The 22,485-nt window shown below is 54.5% G+C and carries 19 protein-coding genes and 7 pseudogenes; 14 read left to right on the top strand and 12 right to left on the bottom strand.

The features are described 5' to 3' along the window. The first annotated feature begins 44 nt into the window (after nt 1-44). The 7 genes and pseudogenes from OAN307_RS26305 to OAN307_RS11830 form a co-directional block, all read left to right on the top strand. On the top strand, nt 45-266 hold the full coding sequence (locus OAN307_RS26305; protein ID WP_083902970.1) for a hypothetical protein: 222 nt from the start codon (nt 45-47) through the stop codon (nt 264-266). A 52-nt stretch (nt 267-318) separates the two neighbouring features. After that, nucleotides 319-732 carry a hypothetical protein gene (locus tag OAN307_RS25245; protein WP_144055563.1) on the top strand — a complete coding sequence of 138 codons (414 nt, stop codon included), beginning with the start codon at nt 319-321 and terminating at the stop codon, nt 730-732. An 84-nt stretch (nt 733-816) separates the two neighbouring features. Beyond that, nucleotides 817-957 (top strand): hypothetical protein, encoded by a 141-nt coding sequence (locus OAN307_RS28955; RefSeq protein WP_187292573.1) that lies wholly within the window; start codon nt 817-819, stop codon nt 955-957. Nucleotides 958-1,109: 152 nt separating this feature from the next. Continuing rightward, nucleotides 1,110-1,382, top strand: coding sequence for an AAA family ATPase (locus OAN307_RS29435; protein ID WP_051067996.1), 273 nt, complete (start codon nt 1,110-1,112; stop codon nt 1,380-1,382). 84 nt (nt 1,383-1,466) lie between these two features. Then, a pseudogene (locus OAN307_RS30020) lies at nt 1,467-1,651 on the top strand (ABC transporter permease); the annotation flags it as partial. A 21-nt stretch (nt 1,652-1,672) separates the two neighbouring features. Then, nucleotides 1,673-1,873: a substrate-binding domain-containing protein gene (locus OAN307_RS30015; RefSeq protein ID WP_051067995.1), complete on the top strand. Its 201-nt coding sequence runs from the start codon at nt 1,673-1,675 to the stop codon at nt 1,871-1,873. Nucleotides 1,874-2,239: 366 nt separating this feature from the next. Beyond that, nucleotides 2,240-2,539, top strand: a pseudogene (locus OAN307_RS11830) (IS110 family transposase); the annotation flags it as partial. 55 nt (nt 2,540-2,594) lie between these two features. On the opposite strand, the pseudogene OAN307_RS11825 reads toward OAN307_RS11830, so the two are convergent. The 3 genes and pseudogenes from OAN307_RS11825 to OAN307_RS11815 form a co-directional block, all read right to left on the bottom strand. Beyond that, a pseudogene (locus OAN307_RS11825) lies at nt 2,595-2,780 on the bottom strand (IS3 family transposase); the annotation flags it as partial. 16 nt (nt 2,781-2,796) lie between these two features. Beyond that, entirely contained in the window at nt 2,797-3,849 is a 1,053-nt protein-coding gene (locus OAN307_RS11820) for an IS110 family RNA-guided transposase (protein WP_015498857.1), read from the bottom strand. Nucleotides 3,850-4,043: 194 nt separating this feature from the next. Then, nucleotides 4,044-4,987, bottom strand: a pseudogene (locus OAN307_RS11815) (IS3 family transposase); the annotation flags it as partial. Between the two features lie 181 nt (nt 4,988-5,168). Between OAN307_RS11815 and OAN307_RS30010 the strand changes: the two are divergent. From OAN307_RS30010 to OAN307_RS31645, 3 genes and pseudogenes are all read left to right on the top strand, one after another. After that, complete coding sequence (locus OAN307_RS30010; protein ID WP_245540838.1) at nt 5,169-5,492, top strand: hypothetical protein; 324 nt, start codon at nt 5,169-5,171, stop codon at nt 5,490-5,492. Further along, nucleotides 5,452-5,592 (top strand): annotated as a pseudogene (locus OAN307_RS31285) (transposase); the annotation flags it as partial. The gene OAN307_RS30010 and the pseudogene OAN307_RS31285, both read left to right, overlap by 41 nt. Before the next feature lie 105 nt (nt 5,593-5,697). Beyond that, nucleotides 5,698-5,930, top strand: a pseudogene (locus OAN307_RS31645) (IS110 family transposase); the annotation flags it as partial. Nucleotides 5,931-6,354: 424 nt separating this feature from the next. On the opposite strand, the gene OAN307_RS11800 reads toward OAN307_RS31645, so the two are convergent. Further along, nucleotides 6,355-7,995 carry an ABC transporter substrate-binding protein gene (locus OAN307_RS11800; RefSeq protein ID WP_015499974.1) on the bottom strand — a complete coding sequence of 547 codons (1,641 nt, stop codon included), beginning with the start codon at nt 7,993-7,995 and terminating at the stop codon, nt 6,355-6,357. A 479-nt stretch (nt 7,996-8,474) separates the two neighbouring features. Between OAN307_RS11800 and OAN307_RS11795 the strand changes: the two genes are divergently transcribed. Then, nucleotides 8,475-9,992, top strand: a complete 1,518-nt coding sequence (locus OAN307_RS11795; RefSeq protein ID WP_015499973.1) for an ABC-F family ATP-binding cassette domain-containing protein — start codon at nt 8,475-8,477, stop codon at nt 9,990-9,992. Nucleotides 9,993-10,151: 159 nt separating this feature from the next. Beyond that, a complete protein-coding gene (locus OAN307_RS11790) occupies nt 10,152-10,361 on the top strand; it encodes a hypothetical protein (protein ID WP_015499972.1) in 210 nt (69 codons plus the stop codon). A 3-nt stretch (nt 10,362-10,364) separates the two neighbouring features. Here the strand turns inward: OAN307_RS11790 and glpK are convergent, their stop codons facing one another. The 8 genes and pseudogenes from glpK to OAN307_RS11750 form a co-directional block, all read right to left on the bottom strand. Continuing rightward, nucleotides 10,365-11,840 (bottom strand): glycerol kinase GlpK, encoded by a 1,476-nt coding sequence (glpK, locus tag OAN307_RS11785; RefSeq protein ID WP_015499971.1) that lies wholly within the window; start codon nt 11,838-11,840, stop codon nt 10,365-10,367. A gap of 3 nt (nt 11,841-11,843) precedes the next feature. Beyond that, nucleotides 11,844-12,437, bottom strand: coding sequence for a DUF805 domain-containing protein (locus tag OAN307_RS26280; protein ID WP_015499970.1), 594 nt, complete (start codon nt 12,435-12,437; stop codon nt 11,844-11,846). Between the two features lie 66 nt (nt 12,438-12,503). Continuing rightward, nucleotides 12,504-13,238 (bottom strand): RlmE family RNA methyltransferase, encoded by a 735-nt coding sequence (locus OAN307_RS11775; protein WP_015499969.1) that lies wholly within the window; start codon nt 13,236-13,238, stop codon nt 12,504-12,506. A 68-nt stretch (nt 13,239-13,306) separates the two neighbouring features. Further along, the gene (locus tag OAN307_RS11770; protein WP_015499968.1) at nt 13,307-14,419 is read right to left on the bottom strand and encodes an ABC transporter ATP-binding protein; all 1,113 of its coding nucleotides are present in this window, start codon (nt 14,417-14,419) and stop codon (nt 13,307-13,309) included. A gap of 18 nt (nt 14,420-14,437) precedes the next feature. Beyond that, the gene (locus OAN307_RS11765) at nt 14,438-16,078 is read right to left on the bottom strand and encodes an alpha-amylase family glycosyl hydrolase (protein ID WP_015499967.1); all 1,641 of its coding nucleotides are present in this window, start codon (nt 16,076-16,078) and stop codon (nt 14,438-14,440) included. Between the two features lie 42 nt (nt 16,079-16,120). Next, nucleotides 16,121-17,380: pseudogene (locus tag OAN307_RS11760) on the bottom strand (carbohydrate ABC transporter permease). A 27-nt stretch (nt 17,381-17,407) separates the two neighbouring features. After that, nucleotides 17,408-18,415, bottom strand: coding sequence for a carbohydrate ABC transporter permease (locus tag OAN307_RS11755; protein ID WP_015499966.1), 1,008 nt, complete (start codon nt 18,413-18,415; stop codon nt 17,408-17,410). 93 nt (nt 18,416-18,508) lie between these two features. Then, nucleotides 18,509-19,867: an ABC transporter substrate-binding protein gene (locus OAN307_RS11750; protein ID WP_015499965.1), complete on the bottom strand. Its 1,359-nt coding sequence runs from the start codon at nt 19,865-19,867 to the stop codon at nt 18,509-18,511. 243 nt (nt 19,868-20,110) lie between these two features. On the opposite strand from OAN307_RS11750, the gene OAN307_RS11745 reads away from it, so the two are divergent. Together OAN307_RS11745 and OAN307_RS11740 are read left to right on the top strand one after the other, a co-directional pair. Then, nucleotides 20,111-21,151: a substrate-binding domain-containing protein gene (locus OAN307_RS11745; RefSeq protein ID WP_015499964.1), complete on the top strand. Its 1,041-nt coding sequence runs from the start codon at nt 20,111-20,113 to the stop codon at nt 21,149-21,151. Between the two features lie 14 nt (nt 21,152-21,165). Next, entirely contained in the window at nt 21,166-22,485 is a 1,320-nt protein-coding gene (locus OAN307_RS11740) for a GH1 family beta-glucosidase (RefSeq protein ID WP_015499963.1), read from the top strand.

Here is a 22,485-nt window from a genome sequence, read left to right as displayed (position 1 = left end):
GCGGGAAAATAGCCGAGGTCGCGCGCCCCGACGGGATCGATTTCGTGTCGATCGTTACCCCGAACCCAAGCGTTATCACCCGTGGTGGCGCTGGATCAGGCCCACAGGCCGCCGCCGTTTCGCGCATATCGCCCGGTCATCCTGAGAGGTGCCTTGAAGGACTTGCCAACATCTACAACAGTATCACAGACGCGATTGAGGCTGGGCGCGCAGGCAATCCACTGCCCCCCACCCCCCCCCTCTGCCCAAAATTCAAGCCGTCCTAAACGGGAATTCCTGCATGACGTCATCGGCAAACAACGCCGCGTGGGCCAAATTGTGAACGACCCAATCCTCTCCTTCAACGATGTGCGCCGCAGCCAAATGGACGGCGATGAAAATCCTGCGCGGCTACCTGTCTGCGACCAGCGGTGCAGTAACATTCAAAGATCAGGCGCACCCGTTCAAGGACGCCAACGATGCCGAAGCAAAAAGCGTCGTGATGATCCATCAAGAATTAACTTCGCGGATATGCTCAGCGTCAAAGAGAACACTTTTATGGGTCGCGAAGTGCGGCGCGGCATCCTGTTGGACAAAAAAGCGATGCAGGCCAAGACCCGCGTGCTGCTGGAACAACTCAATTGTTCTGCCCCTGCGACGGCGCGGATCGACACGCTGTTAAATTCCTACAAAAAAAATGGTCGAAATCACCAAAGCACTGTCACGCCATGCCAAAGCACTGGTTTTAGATGAACCGACTGCGGTGCGGACGAAAACGGAAACCGCCGTGCGGTTTGAACAGGTCCAAGCCTTGCGCGCTGAGGGGGCCCTGATGTTTTGCAGCTTTACCCCCCGAAGGAATCCGTGCCGCAGGATGCCAACGTGGTGCTAAACGTCAAAAACCTGTCCGTCCCGGACTATGCCGCCGACATCAGTTTGATCTGCGGGCAGGCGGGATTCTTGGCGTATCCGGCATGATCGGATCTCGGCGCACCGAGACGATGGAAGACTTGTGCGGATCAGCGCACCCAAACAAGCCCCTGCACCCGGGCTTTGCGACCGCAAAGGGCGCGGATCGCTGTTGAATAAATCCATGCGGGAAAACCCTACAATGCAGGCGCTGGACGCCCTTGGATCAATCTTTATCAGCCGCGCGGGCCAACGCAACCAAGGATTTCGATATCCTGTCCAGTGGCAAAGACGTCAAGGTCGGCAATTTTTCCAGTGGCAATCAGCAAAAACTGCTGATTGCCAAGACAATGCTCTCAGCGCCGCAAATCGTGATCATCGATGAACCCACACGCGGCATCGACATCGGCACCAAACAACAAATCTATGAATTCATTCGGGACCTCGCGAACCGCGGCAAGTCCGTCATCGTTATCTCGTCCGAAATGCAATAAATCATCGGCCTCGCCGATCGGGTCATCGTCATGCGGTCCGGTCGCGTCGCGGGCATGTTAACCGCACTCATAACGGGGGTCGCTGCGGGGCAATCGACGGTATCCTCATCACCAAACTGGGGATTGAGGCGTTCATCGTCACGCTGGGCTCCATAGGCATCTATCGCAGCCTCGTGACGTGGCTGGCTGACGGTGGCACGCAGTCGCTAGGTTTTAGCCTGCGCACACTTTATCGGCGGGTTTATTACAACGGTATCCGTGGGATCGCGTGACCGATCATCGTCTTCGCCGTGGTCGCCATCATTGATCTCAATGTCACTGGTGATAACATGCGCGACGACAGCTTTACCGTGATGCAGGGCTTTTTGTCGAAGTATCCTAAGATCGACGCAGTTTGGGCATCTAACGACGACATGGCCATCGGTGTCCTTGGCACGATTGAGGCCGCGGGCCGTAATGATATCCAGTTCGTCTGGGCGGTGCCGGCATGAAATAAATGATTGCACGCACCCGGGACGGCGATCCGATGATCCCTGCGAACGTCACCTATCCCCCGTCCATGATCGCAACAGCGATTTAAATGACGGCCGTTGGCATGACGTCGAATGCGGCCGCTTCGGGCACGTTCACAATCGGGTCTGTTCTGATGACAGCGGACAACGCAGCTGATCTTTACTTTGCAGACAGCCCGTTTTAATCGGGCTTGGCTAAACCTGATGGGGTTGATGGCTCCTGCTCCAACCAGCGTCGCAATGCGCTATACTGCAGGTGTCGAAACCTACTTATAAAAGGAGCCAACCCCATGCAAGTTACCACAATCGGCGTTGATCCATCGACCAGCAGGCGAATGCGCAGCAATCGCTGAGAGGTTGGCCAAGAACATTTTTCAAGTTCATGGGATCACTGAAGACGAAGAGGTCGCCTTCAACCGGCCTTTGAGACGCGCACAGCTATTGCCGTTCTTCTCCAAGATTGATCCCTGCCTGATTGGCATGGAGGCCTGTAGCAGCGCGCATCATTGGGCCCGGGAACTCACGGCGTTGGGCCATGATGTTCGGCTGATCCCGCCGATATATGTCAAGCCATACGTTAAGCGCGGCAAGTCTGATGCGATCGATGCAGAGGCGATTTGTGAAGCGGTGACCCGTCCGACGATCATTGCCGGCAGGTGAAGTGGTCTTGTCCCGCTTGCGTTCCGGTCTCTGAACTTATTTATGCGGCCTTTCGTTCGAATGCCAAGGGGCTTTTGCCGCCCAGCGACGAATGCCGCCGCCTTGGGTTATAGAACCCGTTGATATATTGGAATATCGCGCCTTCTGCCTGACGACGTGTGTCCCATCGGTTACGCCAGATCAGCTCAGCCTTGATGGATTTGAAGAATGTCTCAACCATGGAGTTGAAGCTCCTATATTCGTCAAGCAGCAATTTTGATGGTTTGTGGCACGCAGAGTTGGCTGTAAATCTCCCGGACGATGTAACGCTTCAGGCATCGAATGATTTCGCTTTTGCTTTTGCCATCTTTCGTACGTTTTTTGACATAAGCAAGCGTCGGTTCGTGGCTGCGCATCCTGACGATGGCGACACGGTAGAGCGCAGCGTTGGCTTGTCTGTTTCCTCCTCTGTTGAGACGGAAACGGTGCGTTTTCCCACTTGATGCAGGGATGGGACAAACGCCACAGAGTTTGGCAAATGCAGCCTCAGATCGGATGCGCGTGGGATCATCGCCAACGAGGATTAGCATCTCTGCGACTGTCATTGTCGCAATTCCGTGGGATTGCATCAGGTCCGGAGCGCGTTTGATGACAAGTCGCTCCAGTTCTTTATCGTGACCCAGAATCTCTTCATGTAGCAATAGCCACCGTCGTGCCAAAGCTCGCATGGCTGCTTTGGCAGAAGCTAATGTATTAAGTATATCACCGGGTCTGAAGGCCGCGATATGCCGGATCAATCCGATCTTACCTTTGATCTGATCCAGTACTTCACGCAGATCAGCTGGTGCATTGATGATCAGTGTTTTCAGGGTCACCATCGCCTGTGAACGTGACTTAACAGCCGTGTCACGGGCTATCTTCAGATGCCTGATCATCTCCGACGATCCCGTTTGGGTTTTAGGGCGGGAATTTGCCTGTCCAGATAAAACTGACCGAGCGGCACCTTCTGCGTCGAGGCTGTCGGTCTTGCCTTGAGTATAGCGCAGCTGGCGATTGGGTCTCGTAACCTCAACAACATGGTGCCCTTGTGCAAGCAAGCAGCGCGATAGACCGGCACCGTAAGAGCCCGTCCCTTCGATTCCAAAAGCTTGGACATGACCCAGGCCACAAGACCAGCGTTCCAGTTCCAGATATCCCTTTGAGTTCGCAGGGATGGAAAGTGCTGCTAGGCGGGTGCCTTGCGTATCAATCGCGACAGCAACATGTGTTGCCTTATGCGTATCGATGCCGATGATAATTGGATGTCTGATCTTCATGTTGTCCCCTTAGGTTGAGAATGCCCAGGCAACATTCTGAGAGGACAGGACTGTGATGGGGCGTCCCCGTCATGCTCCTATGAGGTCACATCTCACCCGTCGCCGGGGCGACTTGACGGTCGACACGTCAATACAATGACACGCAGTCAATCGTAACATGGGTCAGGCCATCAAGCCGCAATACCATACTCACAATCATAACAATTGCCCTTGCCGCTCATCGACACCTTAAAGCTGTGTTGTTTCAGGCGCTTTTGGTACTCGTTTGAACAATATTGCGACCCACGATCCGTATGATGAATGCAGTCTTTCGGCGGTTGTCGCAAGGCTACTGCCATGTCCAAGGCCCGGATCGCCAAGTCCCGTTTCATGCGATTGCTGACCGCCCAACCGATGACGCGGCGGGAGTACAGATCAAGGATGACGGCCAGATACAACCAGCCTTCACTGGTCCATATGGAGCTGATGTCACCTGCCCATTTTTGATTGGGGCCAGTGGTAGAAAAATCCTGATCCAACAGATTGGGTGCGATGTTGAACGTGTGGTTGCTGTCCGTCGTCGCCTTGTATTTCTGGGTTCTCATAACCTTGATGTCATTCTCACGCATCAAACGCCCCACGCGGCGGTGCCCGACGTTCAGGCCCTCTTCCTGCAACTCTTCAGTCATGCGTGGCCGCCCGTAACTCTCTAGGCTCAAACGGTGCTGCTCACGGATATGTGCCAAGATCACCATATCGTCTCGTTGGCGTTGGCTCATCGGGCGAACCCGCCATGCGCGGAAACCACGCGATGTGACCTGCATAACTTTGCACAGAAGCTCAACTGGCCATTCTTCCTTCCAAGCGTCGATGAAAGCAAATCTCATCGATTTTGGCCTGCAAAGAAGATGGTGGCCTTTTTTAATATCTCCCTCTCCTCGCGAAGCAGCCGTACTTCCTTGCGAAGCCGCGTGTTCTCTTTCTCGACATCCTCATGCGGCCCTGACATCAGATCATCATTTTGGTGCTGTTGAACCCATTTGTTCAGCGTCGAAACGCCAACCCCTAAGTCAGATGAAAGTTGCGGCCGCGTTAAACCACTGGTCGTCGCCATCCGCACCGCATCACGCCGAAACTCATCTGTGTATCTCTTTGCCATTTTCTATCTCCTTCATAGCAAACATTGTTCGAAAGAGACCGGAACTAAACCGTGACAAGACCAAAGCTTGCATTCACCGAGAGGGCGGTTTGTTGCAAAAACCGTTTAGCAACAAGATCTGCTGTCACTCCATCGCACACGGGCTCTGCTTGTCCGCCAACGCACGCAGCTGATCAATAGCTTGCGTGGCCTGGTCGCTGAGTTCGGCGTTTACATCGCGAGGGGCCTCGCGAGGATCATCGGATTTGCAGAGGATGTTTTAGTAGGCGAAGTGCTAGACTTGCCCGAAATTGCCAAGGAAGTGATCCATAATCTATGCGAACATCTCATGGCATTGCATGTACGGATTCGGTGGTATGAAGATCGGCTCAAGCTGGTCGCCAAGGAAGATGTGCGGGTCCGTTTGTTGCGCACTATTCCCGCTCTCGGGCATGTAAACATGCCCTGCTGGGCAGTGGGACGTTGGTGTTGTGACAGCCTCGGCGATCATCGCCAGCATTGGTGATGGCCATCAATTCAGCAATGGCCGCGAGTTTGCAGCATGGTTGGGGTTGACGCCCGCGAACAAATCCAGCGGCGGTAAAGAGAAACTCGGGCGCATTACAACCCTCTCGGGACATTGCGTCGTGCTGCAAGCACGCCCATGGCGTGACGCAATACCCTGTCCCGTTGCCGGGCAACACATGCACAGCATGTGTGAGAGGGGGCAGTGAATGGGTGATCAATACTTACGATCATTGCTGGTCGTTAGCATGACATCACTCGTCCGACAGACCAAGTCGCACCCGGAGCGAGCAAGCAAGTGGCTGACATCACTGCTGGAACGAAAACCCGCGCGCGTCGCAACCGTCGCTATCGCTGCCCGAGAGGGGCCAATAAAACGGCAAGGATCGTCTGGGCCGTTTTAACGCGCAACGAACCTTATACAACGCACATTACTTAAGAGAGGAAGAACAAAGAGTTAGCAAGACCCACGAGATGATGGTGCATAAGTCTGCCGCCAAAACCAGGACACCCCGTCGAAAGTCCCGGGCGATATAGCCCGCTAAGCTGTAAGGGACTTGGTCTGCGGAACCCATCCGTTGCCCAGCAGGCGATTGCGTAGCAATCTGCCGAGAGGGGGGCAGCGGTCAAAACCGCGCAAACAGGCCCCTCTCATTGATTGCCTTGCAACCAACTGCCGGGCAGCGGGAACACATGACTGCTTCTGACAAATGCACAAATCTGATCAAAAATGTCTTGCTATGCAGGAGCCATCAACACAAGACTTTCGACGAACTTGAATTGCCCGACCATATGGATGGTCGGGCAGTTTTTCGTTTGGATTTCACATGGACGTCCAGATGAAACGATCGTCCAACCGTTAATCAGGCGGCGTATCCCAACTTGGTCACGTTAATCTCAAACGTCGGGTGCATGTCTGCGCCGACCACCGTGTCTTTGTGGTGCCTGTAGATTGAGCGCCAGTAAGGTTGAATGATAACGCCTTCATCCTGCATGATCGTTTGCAGCTTCGCCATGACCTCACGTCGCTGATCGGCGTCTGCAATCGCAAGTGCGTCCGCCAGCAGGCCATCGAATTCGGCGTTGGCAAAGCCCGTTTCATTCCAAGGCTCACCCGAACGAAACGCCAAGGCAAGCACCTGCACGCCCAAAGGCCGCTGTGCCCAGTCCGTTGTCGACAAGGGGTATTTCGTCCAGTCGTTCCAGAATGTTGCACCGGGGATCACAGTCCGTTTTACGTTGAGACCCGCATCACGCCACATTGCGGCCGCCGCATCACTGGTATTGCGACGCCATGTGTCATCGATTGATATCAGGTCATGTTCAAACGATGCCATGCCTGCATCTTCCATCAGTGCAGCTGCACCAGCGGGATCAAAGACGGGGGCGGGAAGTTCTGCGTATTCGGGATGGATCGGGGCGACCTGATGGTTCTCGGCCACAGTACCGTTGCCCGAAAAACCCAATTCCAGCAACACGTTGTTATCGACAGCCATCGCCAACGCACGGCGCACGCGCACATCTGCGTAGGGCATGACACCGTCTATTTCAGCGGTTTGGTTCGCGCGGATCACAACCGTGTTGGCTGTGATGGCTTCGGATTTAGACCAACCTACGCCGTCCATAATTTCGATGAATTCACCAATGGATTGATAGACCATATCAACTTCGTCCGACAGCACAGCGGCAACAATACTGCCCTGTTCGGTGCCGAAATCCAAGTATTCGATCCGGTCCAGAAAGGCTCCCTCGCCCCACCATTGGTGGTTTTCGTTCTTCACAAGGGCGGCCCTGATACCAACTTCAAATTCAGCCGGAAGATACGGCCCAGTACCGATCGGGTTGTTCAAAGGATCACCATTAAAGCTTTGATGCACAATCGCGGCAGGATAGTCGGAAAACCCTGCGATCAAGGTGATATCGGGTTGACCCAACGTCAGACGCACGGTTGTCGCATCCACCGCCGTGATCGCACCGATCCGCGCGATACCGGTATCGCCGTCCACCAAAGACGCCATACGTGACGCCATCGAATTACCTTCGACCGAGGTATCGCACCAACGGGTAATGTTGAACGCAACGTCGTCCGCCGTGAACGCATCACCGTTGTTCCATGTTACGCCTTGGCGCACAGAAAGTGTGTATTCAGTGGCGTCTTCATTGACCTCCCAGCTGTCCAGCAACATCGGTGAGAAACTGCCATCAATTTGATATTCGACCAGATATTCGAGATATCCACGGGTAAAATTGGACATTTGCGGCCAATCATAGGTGCGCGGATCTTTCAGGCCTTTGACTGAAGATTCGATGCGCAAAGTACCGCCAGATTGCGCGTGGCCTGCGGCATTGGCCGGTTGTGTCAAACCAAGAAGCCCGTATGCGCCTGCGGTGGTCACGCCAAGCGATGTCGCTCGGGTCAGAAACTCACGCCGCGACAATGTGCCAGCCGCAACCTCCACAGCATAACTTTTCGCAGCAAGATGAATGGTTTTGGGGGAAATCATGAAAACCTCATAGGGTCATGTGCATTATCAAAAGCGACCAGCACAATTGGGTTCGGTCACTTTGACCGCGTACATCGCGATCTTTATTCGTAGCTTGGGACATAGCCCGATTATCAAGCGGACAAGTTTAAAAGGCCGCCATTGGGCCTAGAGCTTACAAAATGGACGCCAAACGCTCAAGTCTGTATTTTGGATTGGAGTTTGGCCTCTTCAGGCCAGCGTCACCGTGCATCGGACACATGCGATCCTTCGACCACGCAAGTCACTTGTGCAGATCGGTTTTGTTTTCTAACATCACTCAAACCGGACACAATCCACAACGGGAGGGCACAAGCTGAACATGCGTATCATCCGCCGACTTCAGCATGGTCCCCGTTTCGCCCTGTAAATTCGTTTGCAGGGCTGACCCGAGACATAACATCTCAATCGGTCTGCCCGAAGCCGCGTCGCGGCCTCCTTCTATTTGATCCGGAATTCCAATGACAATTATCAATATCAACGCTTTGGGTGTGACCCTTGGCGATCCTCTTTTTAGCGATCTGACCCTGACAATTTCAAAAGGCGACCGCATCGGGCTGGTCGCTGCGAACGGGCGTGGCAAAACCACCCTGCTGGACTGTCTGGCAGGTCAATTTGACCCCACCACCGGTGAGATAACCCGCGCGCGCGGATTGCGTGTGGGCCATGTGGCGCAGAACGTGCCCGACGTCGCACAGGGCCAAACACTCTATGACTGGGTGCTGGCAGCCCTCCCCGCGGAACAGGCTGAATATGAAAGCTGGCGTGTGGATGTGGTGCTTGACGGCCTCAGCGTGCCATATGACGTGCACCATAAACCACTGCGCGAACTCAGCGGTGGCTGGCAACGCACCGCGATGCTTGCGACGGCTTGGGTTACGGAACCGGACATCTTGCTGCTGGATGAACCGACCAACCATCTGGACTTGTATCGCATCGGATTGCTGCAAGACTGGCTGGCTGCTTTGCCGCGCGATGTGCCAGTTGTCATCACATCCCATGACCGCGCATTTCTGGACGCAACAACCAATCGCACCCTGTTCTTGCGCGTTGAACGATCGCGGGTGTTTCAACGCCCCTTCACCGCAGCCAGAAACGCACTGGACGAGGCCGACGGTGCGGACGAGCGGCGCTTTGCAAATGATCTCAACAAGGCGCAGCAGTTGCGCAAGCAAGCTGCAAAGCTAAAAAATATCGGCATCAATTCCGGGTCTGATCTGTTGATCACCAAGACCAAGCAACTTAATGAACGCGCCGCACAAATGGAGGCTGCAGCCAAGCCTGCCCATCAAGACCGCAGTGCGGGCGATATCAAATTGGGGAACAGCGGTACCCACGCCAAAGCATTGATCACATTGGATGACGTCCCTGTCCAAACGCCTGACGGACGGCTGCTGTACAAGACCGGACAGAAATGGGTGTCTCAGGGGGATCGCATTGTGTTGCTGGGTGCCAATGGCACCGGGAAAACGCAACTGATCAAGATGATCCAGCAAGCCCTGTCAGGGGCCAGTCCTACGCTAAAATGTGCACCGTCAGTCGTTCCCGCCTATTCCGACCAGCACCTGAGCCAGCTGTCTGACAGTGACACCCCGATGACGGCCATCGCGGGGCAATTTAATATTGGCGATCAACGCGCGCGCGGTGTTTTGGCTGGTGCGGGCGTGTCGATACAGATGCAGGACACAAAAATCGCCGCATTATCTGGTGGCCAAAAGGCGCGTCTTGCGATGTTGGTCCTGCGGCTGAAAAATCCGAATTTCTACCTGCTGGATGAACCGACAAACCATCTTGATATCGAAGGACAAGAAGCGCTTGAGCGGGAACTGATCGCCCATGATGCATCCTGTTTGCTGGTCAGCCACGATCGCAGCTTTTTGCGCAACGTCGGCAATCGGTTCTGGTGGATTGACGGCAAAAAGCTGAAAGAGGTGGAAAACCCCGAAGCGTTCCTCAGCGGCGAAATGGGCGCGCCATAGTAGCACGAGGGTCGGTGCGATTAAACCGAACGACCGACCCCGATAGGCCACATTCTCGTCCAAAATGACCCTTTTTTCGCCGCATTGCTGCTGATTTCCGGCCATTAATCCTGTGCACAATCATCCTCAGAAAGACGTATTGATAACGGAGAGAGAACAATGCACTTCACAGGCAACACCACGGCCTCAACAGCAACGATCGTGTCACAAGTCCGCACATTTGTTATGGACGAACGCAAAAACTGCATCTCGGATCGCGAATGGAAATTTCGTCTCAAAGGGTACGGCTACGATTTGCGCCAAACCGAACGCGGCAACGTATTGACCACCCTGCCCCAAGGCGTCGAAATCTGCACATTGGACGCGTAAATCTTAGGATTTTGTTCTACGAATGGCGTCTTTCCAGCCTGCATAACGGCGGTCTTTGTCTACCTCTGACATTGCGGGCGTGAACTGACGTTCAAGCGCCCAAGTCGCCGCAAATTCGTCCTGAGCAGGGTATATCCCCGCCCGCATGCCAGCCAACCACGCCGCCCCAAGCGCCGTGGTCTCCAGCACCTTTGGTCTGTCCACAGGTGCGCCGATGATGTCCGCGAGGAACTGCATCGCCCAGTCGGACGCGGACATGCCACCGTCCACCCGCAATATCCCTTCAGCACCGCCATCGTTTGATGCGGGCCAATCAGCGTGCATGGCCTCAAGCAAATCGCGGGTCTGAAATCCGACGCTTTCTAGCGCTGCGCGGGCAAATTCCGCGGGTCCCGCATTACGCGTCAGACCGTAAATTGCGCCACGCGCCTCGGCGTCCCAATACGGTGCTCCAAGCCCGGTGAAGGCTGGCACCAAATACAACTCAACCGACGGATCAGCCTTTTCTGCCAGCGGATGTGTGTCCTGTGCCTTGGCGATAATCCCCAGCCCGTCGCGCAACCATTGCACCACTGCGCCCGCGATAAAGATCGATCCCTCAAGCGCATAGGTCGTTTTACCGTCCAACTGATAGGCAATCGTGCCAAGCAAACGGTTCTGGCTTTCCACCAGATCGCCGCCCGTGTTCAACAAGGCAAAACACCCCGTGCCATAGGTCGACTTCAACATGCCGGGTTCGAAACACGCCTGACCAATGGTCGCTGCCTGTTGGTCACCCGCGACACCCAAAATCGGCAAAGTCAGCCCAAACATATCCGTGCTGCCAAAATCAGCAGCACAGTCCAGAACCTCGGGCAGCATCGACATCGGGATGCCCAGGCGTTTGCAAATCGTCGCGTCCCAACAGCCTTCGCGGATGTTATAAAGCATGGTGCGCGCTGCATTTGTGGCGTCGGTCACATGGCGCTTACCACCCGTCAGCCGCCAGATCAAAAAACTGTCGACGGTGCCAAAAACCAGCTTACCCGCATCCGCCAAGTCCTGTGCACCCTCAACAGTTTGCAAGATATACCGCACCTTGGTGCCAGAAAAATACGGGTCCGCCAAAAGACCAGTACGATGGGTGATCTCGACCTCAAACCCCTCAGCTTTCAGTTCCTCACAAAAGTCAGATGTGCGGCGATCCTGCCAGACAATCGCGTTGTGGATCGGCTTGCAGGTCTCACGGTCCCAAACAATCGTTGTTTCGCGTTGGTTGGTGATGCCGATGGCCGCGATGTCGCTGGATTTGGCCACAACATCGCGACAGACGGCCACAACACTATCCCAAATATCTTCGACATCATGTTCGACCCAACCCGACTGTGGGTAAATCTGGCGAAATTCCTGTTGGGCAACATGCGCCACCGCCATTTCATCATCAAACAATATGGCGCGGGTGGACGTCGTGCCTTGGTCAATGGCAAGAATGTGGGTCATGATTCATCCATATCTATTAGGTTCTGATTGGCCTTTTAGGCAATAAAACGCGACGTTTACCAACGGCAACAATATCCACCACCCGACGCGATTGATATCGTGCATGCGGCGGATGCTGACGGCAATCAACGGCAGTAAAACCGTCAATGAGAAAAGAGAACTGATCGGCGTCAGTTCATTATACGGAAATAAAGCCCCATCAATGCCCCCCGCCACAGACGAACCGATAAACGTAAACAGAACAAAATACCAGAATTCTGATCTGCTTGCCCAGCCCGAAAAACCGACATATTTCAAAAAGCAAACGCGAATGGCCTCGCCAAAGCTGCACTGAGGTGCGGCTGCATTCAGTCCGGGCGGACGGCGCGTCCCCCCTGACGGCGCGCCTTGCACAACGCCCCGTTGATTAACTGGCGTTGGTGGCGCACTTGCAAATGAGAAATGTTGCTCCGCTGCCATCCAATCCTGCATCCCCTCCTGCCATACAAGCGTGTCGCGCGTGATGGTTGCAAGGCCGATCAAACGGTCAATGTCTATGGCTTGAACGGGTCCAATGCTGGCACCGTTTTCAACATAATACCAAAGTGCTACCGACATCTATTCCCCGTAGTGGTTCGTTGCGTCATGAATTGAGCGCCAAGACTAGGCCGCCTGTTCATAACGTCAAGCAGATCCGCCGCGAAAGCCGGTGGCAACCACAAACTTTTCAGAACTGTCGGACCGTGATGCCGGCGGTTTGACGTATTGAACTTTCTTGAAGTTGATCTTCAACAAGCGCTGCAAATCTGCTTCAGCACCCCCTGCCAAAACCTTGGCGACAAACACGCCGCCCTCTTCAAGCACGTCAAACGCAAAATACGCCGCCGCTTCGCACAGCGCCATAATGCGGTTGTGGTCGGTTTGTTTGTGGCCCGACGCAGACGCCGCCATGTCTGACAACACAATATCCGCCTTACCGCCCAGCCAGTCTTTGACCTTTTGATCAGCGTCATCTTCCATGAAATCGAGGACATGAAGCTCAGATCCTGCGATCGGCTCCATCTCTTGCAGATCAATACCAAGGATCGTGCCGATAGGTTTGCCTTTACGCTCACCCAAGGCATTGACCTTGGGCACAGCGATCTGAATCCAGCCACCCGGGGCCGCGCCTAAGTCAACAACACGTTTACCTGGCGTAAAGAAGTCGAACTTATCGTTTAACTCTAGTATCTTATAGGCTGCACGCCCGCGATATCCATCGGCCTTGGCGCGCACCACATAGGGGTCATTCAACTGACGCTGTAACCACAACGTCGACGACATCTTGCGCCCACGCGCCGATTTCACCTTAACAGTGAGATCGCGTTGACCACGCCCGCTGCTGTTCTTACCGATCCGTGATGTTGGTTTGTTTGCCATGCACCCGACTACCTGTCTGTCGAACGCACGTAAAGGCCCACCGCAATCACGCTAACACGCCACCCCGTTCACGATTCCGCCCCATCGCATGATCGATAAAGAAGTGACTGCCCTTTGTGGAATATCTGAACCTTTTCAGGGGCGGCCACCATGCGAACCGATGTTGCGCGCAAATCCGCATGAATGCCCGGCAGTTTGCCAATCACCGCGTCATTGTCGCCAACCTTGTCGAAATACAACAACGTGACCTCGCCCAAGGCTTCGGTGATGTTAACCTTACCCTCAAACGCATATTCATCACCTGTAGTAGAAATCATGTCTTCGGGGCGGATGCCGATGTTAACTTTCAGCCCCTTATCGGCGGTCTGCGTCGGCACGGCTGAGACAACGACACCGCCACCGTGCAATTTCACCTTGGTCTGTGGGCCAGTTTTCACAATTTCACCGGACAGCAGGTTCATCGCAGGGGACCCAATGAATTGCGCCACGAATTCGTTCTCGGGGCGTTCGTATAAATCCAGTGGCGTTCCAACCTGCGCGATGCCTTTGTTTGCCAAAACCACAATGCGCGTCGCCAAAGTCATCGCTTCGACCTGATCGTGGGTGACGTAGATCATCGTGGACTCCGGCATGGATTCTTTTAGTTGTGCAATTTCGATCCGTGTCGCAACGCGCAACGCCGCGTCCAAGTTCGACAGCGGTTCATCGAACAAATACACCTTTGGGTCGCGCACAATAGACCGGCCAATCGCCACACGCTGGCGTTGCCCGCCGGACAACGCTTTGGGCAGGCGATCAAGATAATCTTCAAGTTGCAAAATCTTCGCGACATTCGCAATTGATGCTTCGATTTCATGCTTTGGCTTTTTGGCCAGTTTCATCGCAAAGCTCATGTTGTCGCGCACCGTCATGTGCGGATAAAGCGCGTAGGATTGGAATACCATTGCGATGCCGCGCTGTGCGGGCGGCACATCGTTGACGATCTGTCCATCGATCTGCAACTCACCACTGGTGATCTTTTCCAAGCCCGCAATCATCCGCAGCAAGGTAGATTTGCCGCAGCCTGACGGCCCCACAAACACGATCAATTCACCAGTTTTGATGTCGAGGTTAATGTTCTTCAGAACATCAATCGCGCCACCATATGTTTTGGCAACATTCGTCAGTTTGAGATCAGCCATCTGTGTCCCTTCTATTGATTAAGTGCGCGCCGCAGTTGCAATATAAGCCTGCCATGGACCAAGTATGAGCGTGTCTCCGCGCGGTGTGTCCACTCCGCCCAAATTGAGCGCAATCGCGGTGAATATACCATCCGGCATTGCCAGAACCGCCGGTTTGTCACCCAAATTAAATGCACAAAAGATGTCAACACCGTCATGTGTACGGGTGAAATGAACCACGTTGCCGCTTGCTTTGACGCCATCGTGATCACCCTTGGCCAAACCCGGGTGGGCGCGGCGTAGCGCAATGGCGCGTCGGTAATGGTGGATCAGCGCATCAGGGTTTTCTTCCTGAACCGCGACGCACATCTGGGCGTGCTCGTGGCTGAAAGGCAACCACGGCTTTTCAGCGGTGCTGAACCCGCCATTGGCGTTGGACGCCTCCCACACCATTGGCGTGCGGCACCCATCGCGGCCCTTGAACTCTGGCCAGAACTCAATCCCGTAGGGGTCCTGCAGATCACGAAAAGCGACATCAGCTTCTTGAAGACCAAGCTCTTCGCCCTGATAAATACAGGCTGACCCGCGCAGACACATCATCAGCGTCGTCATCAGGCGCAGACCCGCATCAGGCACGTCCCAACGGGTCGCATGGCGCTTAACGTCGTGGTTGGAAAACGCCCAGCAGGCCCAACCGTCAGAGGCATGTTTGTCCACGCGCGCCATGACCGTTTCAATGTCAGCAGCCGTCGGGCGGACGTTGGCAAGGAATTCGAACGCATAGCACATCTGCATCAGGTCATCACCGGCCGTGTACTCGCCCATAATCTCGATGCCACGCTGTGCGTCCCCGACCTCGCCGACGGCGGCGGCGTTATAAGGTTCCATAACGCCGCGCAGTTTACGCAGAAAGTCCAGGTTTTCGGGCTGGTTCTTGGAATAGAGATGCAGTTGGTGATTGTATGGGTTCACGGACGGCGCGATGGTCGAATTGCGCTGTTCGCGCGGCAGCGGCGGGTTAGACCGCAACTGCTTGTCGTGCACATAGAAATTGATCGTATCAAGGCGGAACCCGTCCACCCCTCGATCCAGCCAGAACCCAGCCACATCAAGCAACGCAGTCTGCACGACAGGTTCGTGAAAATTCAGGTCCGGTTGCGATGATAGGAAGTTGTGCAAGAAATACTGCTCACGCTCACCGCTCCATTGCCAACCAGACCCACCAAAAATCGACAACCAATTGTTGGGCGGCGTGCCGTCTTCTTTGGGGTCAGCCCAGACATACCAGTCGGATTTATCGTTGTCGCGGCTCACACGGCTTTGCTGGAACCACGGATGTTGATCGGACGTATGTGACAGCACCAGATCAATCATGATCTTTAGCCCATGTTGGTGCGCCGCCAACACAACAGCGTTGAAATCACCCATCGAACCGAACATCGGATCTACATCACAATAATTGCTGACGTCGTAGCCAAAGTCCTTCATCGGCGAGGTGAAGAATGGTGAAATCCAGATTGCATCGACGCCCAGCGACGCGATATACGGAATGCGCTGCACAATGCCCGCAAGATCGCCAATGCCGTCGCCATCGCTGTCTTGATAGCTGCGCGGATAGATCTGATAGATTACCGCACCACGCCACCAGTCTTTGTCTTTTTCCAAGCGTGCATCGCTCATGATTAGGTCCATCTTGCTCATATTCAGGGCTCTCCCTTGGGGTTACTTGACGGAGCCGGCCAACAGACCGCGCACCAGATATTTTTGCATCATGAAGAACACCAACAAAGGCACCGCAATCGACACGAACGCAGATGTCGCAAGGATTTCCCAATCGCCGCCCCGCGTGCCGAGCAATTCAACAATCTGCTTGGTCATGACGGTCGTGTTGCCGGAACTGTCGATCAAGAACACCAAGGCCACCAACAGGTCATTCCAGGTCCACAGGAACTGGAAAATCGCAAACGATGCGAGTGCGGGAAAGCTGAGCGGCAGAATAATCTTGGTGAAAATCTGGAACTCAGTCGCGCCATCGACGCGGGCATTTTCGATGATATCACGCGGCAGGCCGACCATGTAATTGCGTAGCAGATAAATCGCCAGTGGCAGGCCAAATCCCGTGTGCGCCAACCATACGCCGAAGTAGCCTTTGCCAGCGATTTTTTCACCCTCCGACATGCCAAATCAATTGCCGAACCAGTTAACACCGGTCAGTTTACTGTCTTCATCAACCGGCCCCATCACAGATGTCAAAAGCTCCATCGCGCCGACGTGGAATGTCAGCAACGGGATAAGCGCAAGCTGCAGCGGCACGACCAACAGGCCGACGACCGTCGCAACCAACAACGCGCGTCCAGGGAATTCCATCCATGCCAAAGCGTAGGCGGCAAATGCCGCAATCAAGATTGGGATGATCGTCGCAGGGATCACAACCGTCAGCGTGTTAAAGAACGCCTTTGCCATACCTTCTGAGTTCTGTTCGTCCAACAACACTTGGTCGTAATTCGAGAGCGTGAAATCAGGTGGGATTGTCGCTGTGAAGAAAAACCGCTGGGCGCGTCCACTGATTTGATCGCCATCACCCTGCCAGACATACGTGCCATCAGCCTTCAGCGTAAATGTTTCGCCATCACCCAAATCAGCCACGTCGCCCGCTGAATAAGCATATAATGCACGCGATGATGTGCCCCAACTGTCAATCTCGACTGCGTCCATCCCTTCGTCAAACGCCGACCCTTCGACCACGAAAACCCCTGCGGATGTTTCGATCCGGTTATCTTCAGGATCAAGTGCGCGAAGTTGCAGGGTTTGTTCTGCGGGGAACATGGATGACCACCAGCCCGATGCCGTGATTTGTTCGCTCGTGCGGAACGAGCTGACGAACAGACCCATCGTCGGGAACAGCCACAACAACGTCAGCAACACGACTGAGATATTTAGGGCCCAAACGACTGCGGGCTTTCTTCCTGCCATGCTATCCATGATTTTCTCCTGTCCGGCAGAGGGCCATCAGCGCATCTCCTTACGGGCATTGTAGACGTTCCACACAAGGATCGGTGTGACCAGCAGCATGATAATCATCGCAGCCGCCGACCCCATGCCCCAATCCTGCGCCACGAACAATTTGTCATACATGTAGTTGGCCAAAACTTGCGTTTCCCACTGGCCGTTCGTCATCGCGAACACGATGTCAAAGACCTTGAGCGTCGCAATTGTAATGGTCGTCCAGACCACCACAATCGTGCCCATGATCTGCGGCACTTTGATCTTAAAGAAAATCTGGAACGGGTTTGCACCGTCCACAATTGCCGCTTCGACAGTTTCTTCCGGAATACCGCGCAGCGCCGCCGACAGGATCACCATGGCAAAACCGGTCTGAATCCAGATCAGCACCGCCATCAGGAAAAACGAATTCCAGAACGGGATCGTCAGCCATTGCTGCGGTTCAGCGCCGCCAGATAACAAGTAAAGATGATTGAGAATACCGATCTGCGCTACGTCTTCTGGGCGGGCCTCATAGACCAGTTTGAAAATCACCGCCGCACCAACGAATGAAATCGCCATGGGCATAAAAATGATGGATTTTGATATGTTGCCCCAGCTGAGACGGTCGGTCAGCTGCGCTGCCAAAAGGCCAAAACCCGTCGCCGCCGCAGGGACCACAGTCAGCCACAACACATTGTTGAACACGGCTTCTGCAAATTTCGGTTCAGCAAACATCTTGGTGTAATTCTCAAAACCGACGAAAACGTGCGCATCGCCAGGGAGTCTTTCTTGAAAGCTCAAAATGAACGTCGCCACCACAGGATAAGCGAGATACAGCCCCAGCGCCAAAATCGCAGGCCCAAAAAAAACCCACGGGCGGATTCGGTTGGCGCGGTTGATGTTGCGCCCTGCTTTCGGACCGCTGGCCGGGTACAGAACTTTATCAAGGAACAGGTTTGCGCCGTAGAAATAACCGACACAGCCGCCCACGCCGAAAACGATTGTGATCAATCCGAGCACTGCTGGATGCATGGACCTGCTCCCCCTAGAAGTTAACTAAATCTGACTAAAAGTCGAATACGGCGGCCCCTCTTCCTCGAAGGGCCGCCATTGGTGTCAGATCACTTACTTGATCGCGTCCCAGCTTGACTGGATCGCATCGGCCACGTCTTGCGCGGATGCTCCACCGACGTAGTCAACCATGCCGGTCCAAAACGTGCCGGCCCCAATCGCGCCAGGCATCAAGTCGGAGGCATCGAAGCGGAACGTCGTTGCGTTTTGCAGAATTTCGCCCTGACCGCGCAGAGTGTCGTCCATGTACGTCGCCAAATTGACGCCGGTGTGTGGTGTCAAAAAGCCAGTTTGCGCCATCATGATCTCATGTGCGATCGGCGTTTTCAGGAAATCCATTAACGCCATTGTCGCGTCATTGGCATCCGTCACAGCCAGCAACGTACCACCACCCAAGACAGGATTACCGAGGTCTTTGCCCACAAAGGATGGGAAGTAGAAGAAGTCGGCATCAGTGCCAAGCTCGGTGCCTTCTGGGAAGAACGCCGGTGCGAAAGACGCCTGACGGTGCATGTAACACTGCGCTGGAGAGCTGAACATACCTGCAGGGCTGTCACGAAAATCTGTCGTTCCAACAGCACCGGACCCGCCGGAAACCATATCATCGTTCTTGGCAAACATGCCGAACGTTTCGATGGCTTCAACAACTTTCGGGTCGTTGAACGGAATCTCGTTGGACACCCACATGTCGTATGTTTCAGGGGTCTGCGTGCGAAGCATGATGTCTTCGACCCAGTCTGTCGCGACCCAGCCCGTTGCCGCACCAGAACCCAGACCGATACACCACGGTGTTTCACCGTCTGCGATGATCTGCTCGGACAATGCGATCAGTTCTTCCATGGTCTCAGGCACGTCATAGCCCGCGTCTTCGAATTTTTCAGGCACATACCAAACCAGCGATTTGACGTTTACGTTGAAGAAGAAACCGTAGAACTGGTCATCACCAGACGCGTCGGCGTATGTGCCCAGATCAACCCAAGACGATCCAGCCGCGTAGTTGTCGTCAACCCATCCCGCAGACTCTGCGCCAAGTGGTTCTAAAAGACCCTGCGCTGCAAGGCTTGCAGCCAGACCGGGTTGTGGGAACACAGCAATATTTGGTGGAGAGCCTGCTTCGGCGTCAATGACGATCTGCTGCTCAAAACTGTCAGATCCGGTATAAGTCGCATCCGCACCAGTCGCGTCTTCGAAATATGTCAGCATGCTCGTAAAAACTTCAGCCTCCGGACTAAGCCACGGGCCAAAGATCGTCACAGTCTGACCGCTTAGATCAGGCGCGCCTGCCACATAGGTCCCGTATGAATCCCAGCTAAAATCGCCCTCGCCAACTGCGAATGGCTGATGCCCGTCGGCATGTGCCAATCCAGTGCTCAACGCGACAGCAGCGGCGCATAAATACAAAGAGTTTCTCATGGTAGTCCTCCCTGACAGCGCATTTTGCGCGCTGCCTTATTCTGAAACTTTCCACGCGAAAAATAACCAAAGCGCTTTGGATAATCTGAACTTGCTAGATTTCCCCTGTAGAGTCAACCATTCTAGCGCAGGTGTCAAAATGCTGCGTTTAATATTAAAACTACGATAAGACAGTTGCTTTCAGCGACCCTAAGGGTCAAAATCACCGCGCAGTGATCATTCAAAGCGGTTTGGAAAAAACGTATGAACCTTAAGGGCCTTTCAGAAATTCTGGGACTATCCCAGACGACCGTCAGCCGCGCGTTGAACGGCTACCCCGAGGTTAATGAGGCCACCCGTAAAAAGATCCTCGACGTTGCTGCAAAATATAATTATACTCCGAACGCCCGTGCCAAAGGCCTCGCGACGGGGCGCGCCAATGCGATTGGCCATGTGATTCCAATCGCCAATCAACATGAAATGGTCAATCCAATCTTTGGCGATTTCATTGCCGGAGCAGGCGAAGTTTACGCGCGTAACAATTATGAAATGGTGCTGTCGATCATCGACGATGCCAACGAAGAAAAAGTCTACCGCGCCTTTAAAACCCGCGGCACCGTAGATGGCGTTATTCTGCATGGACCAAAGATGAACGACACCCGCATCGCCCTATTGGATGAAATTGGCCTACCGTTTGTCGTCCATGGCCGCGCATCTGGTATCGACACAGACTACAGTTGGCTGGATGTGAACAACCGCAGCGCATTTCGGCGCGCCACTGAATTTCTGCTTGATCTGGGCCATAAGCGTATTGCGCTCATCAACGGGCTGGAAACGATGGATTTCGCGCACCGTCGTCGCAGCGGATATGAAGACGCACTGAGCGCGCGCGATGTCGCACCTGATCCCACCTTGTTGCGCAGCAATGAAATGACCGAAGCGTTTGGCTATGCCTCAGCGGTGGAACTGCTGGGGCAATCGCGACCGCCAACAGCGCTCCTTGTCTCGTCAATCATCTCCGCCTTGGGCGTGCGCCGCGCCCTTGATGAACGCGGACTACAGATGGGCCGCGATATTTCGATCATTACTTATGATGACGGGCTTTCGTATCTGGCGAACGGTGCTGACGTGCCAATTTTCACTGCGACACGATCTTCTGTACGCGACGCCGGACGCGCGCTGTCAGAAATGCTTCTCGCACAAATCAACAACCCCGACGCCCCGCCTCAACATCGATTGCTTGAGGTTGAATTGACCGTCGGTTGTTCCACGGGCCCTGCCCCCGCCACGTCCGACCCCGCCTGACCAGAAAGGCCAACATGAATTTCAAACGCTCAGATTTTCCAGAAGATTTTGTCTTTGGGGCCGCCACGTCCGCCTACCAAATCGAAGGCCACGCCGTGGGTGGCGCAGGATCAACCCATTGGGACACTTTTGCTACCACCCCTGGAAATGTTGTGCGCAGCGAACACGGCCAGTTGGCCTGTGATCACTACAATCGGTACGAAGAAGACCTCGATCTTATGGCAGCAGCAGGGTTTGACGCCTACCGCTTTTCAACGTTATGGGCACGGGTCATGCCTGACGGTGTAACCCCGAATGTCAAAGGTCTGGATTTCTACGACCGCCTGACCGACGTCATGTTGGAACGCGGGTTGGCACCCTACGCGACGCTGTATCATTGGGAATTGCCATCAGAATTGGCCGACAAAGGCGGTTGGCGCAGCGCGGATATGCCAAAATGGTTCGGTGATTACACCGCCTGCATTATGGGGCGCATCGGCGATCGCATGACCGCCGTCGCCCCGATCAATGAACCGTGGTGCGTCGGTTGGTTGTCACATTCTGTTGGCGCCCACGCACCGGGCCTGCGCGATATCCGCGCTACGGCCCGCGCCATGCACCACATTCTTGTGGCACACGGGACCGCAATCAACACGATGCGCGAACTTGGCATGTCCAACTTGGGTGGCGTTTTCAATTTTGAATGGGCCAATCCTGCGGACGAAAGCGCGCAATCGCGCACCGCCGCTGACCTATATGATGGATATTACAACCGCTTCTTTATGGATGGCGTGTTCAAGGGAACCTACCCCACAAACGTGATGGAGGGCCTCGGCCCCCACATGCCGGACCGCTGGCAAGACGATTTTACTACGATCCAAGCGCCCTTGGATTGGGTCGGTTTAAATTATTACACCCGATCAAACATCGCGCCCACCGATGGACCTTGGCCGTCCCACAAAACTGTCGAAGGGCCCCTGCCAAAGACGCAAATGGGTTGGGAAATCTACCCTGAGGGGCTGTACAACTTTCTCATCAGGACCGCGCGCGAATACACTGGCAACCTTCCGCTGTTCGTCACTGAAAACGGCATGTCAAACGCCGATGTAATTAAAAATGGCATCGTCAATGACCCCGAACGCATCGCATATGTGAACGTCCACATCGCCGCCGTTTTGCGCGCAATTGACGATGGAGCCCCCGTTCATGGTTTTTTCTTATGGTCCCTTTTGGACAATTATGAATGGGCTTTGGGGTACGGAAAGCGCTTCGGGCTTATACATATCGACTTTGACACCTTGAAACGCACCCCAAAAGCCTCCTATCACGCACTTAAATCCGCTTTGGAGCGCTGA

Source organism: Octadecabacter antarcticus 307, from assembly GCF_000155675.2.
Classification (GTDB): domain Bacteria; phylum Pseudomonadota; class Alphaproteobacteria; order Rhodobacterales; family Rhodobacteraceae; genus Octadecabacter; species Octadecabacter antarcticus.
Note: the sequence above shows the minus strand (reverse complement) of the source record. Positions and strands in the feature narration are given on the sequence as shown.